This window comes from Neobacillus paridis (assembly GCF_016765675.1).
GTDB classification, from domain to species: domain Bacteria; phylum Bacillota; class Bacilli; order Bacillales; family Cytobacillaceae; genus Neobacillus; species Neobacillus paridis.
Map to the genome: position 1 here is coordinate 1 of NZ_JAESWB010000207.1, position 560 is coordinate 560.

2 protein-coding genes are annotated in these 560 nt (G+C 63.6%); both read left to right on the top strand.

What is annotated here, in order from left to right:
* The coding region (locus JK635_RS28545) for a PfkB family carbohydrate kinase (protein WP_235888128.1) at window positions 1–301 on the top strand (301 nt) is incomplete at its 5' end.
* A 24-nt stretch (window positions 302–325) separates the two neighbouring features.
* On the top strand, window positions 326–560 hold a 235-nt coding region (locus JK635_RS28550), incomplete at its 3' end, for a hypothetical protein (RefSeq protein WP_202654708.1).

The window sequence follows — 560 nt, forward strand, 5'->3', positions numbered from 1 at the left end:
CAAGGTGGACGCGCTGGTGGTGACCCGCGGCGAGCACGGCTCTGAAATCCATACCGGCGGCAAGCGCATCGACATACCCTGCGTGCCGGTCGAGAAAGTGGTCGACCCCACTGGCTGCGGCGACGCCTTCCGCGCCGGCATGATGCATGGCCTGTCGCGTGGCTACGATTGGGAAACCACGGGCCGCATTGCCAGCCTGATGGGCGCAATCAAGATCATCCATCAGGGCGGCCAGAATCATGCGCCGTCGCTGGCCGAGATCGAAGAGCGCTTCGAGCAAGCCTTCGGTTACCGTTTCTGACCACGCACATACAGGGAGAACAGCATGCGCAAGATACTGGGCATCAGCCTGGCCCTCGCCGCAATGTCGGGTTGCGCCGGCGATCCCGGCCTGCCTTCCACATCCTCGACGCAGGGAACCACGGTGGTGCGCAATGCCATGGTGATCGGCGTGGAGATGCCGCCATCGGCAGACGCGATCGCCCGCCTGCAGCTGCGCTATGACAATGGCAGCGTTGCCACGGAAGAAGTGATGACGACGGAAGTGTTCAAGGTGGGTG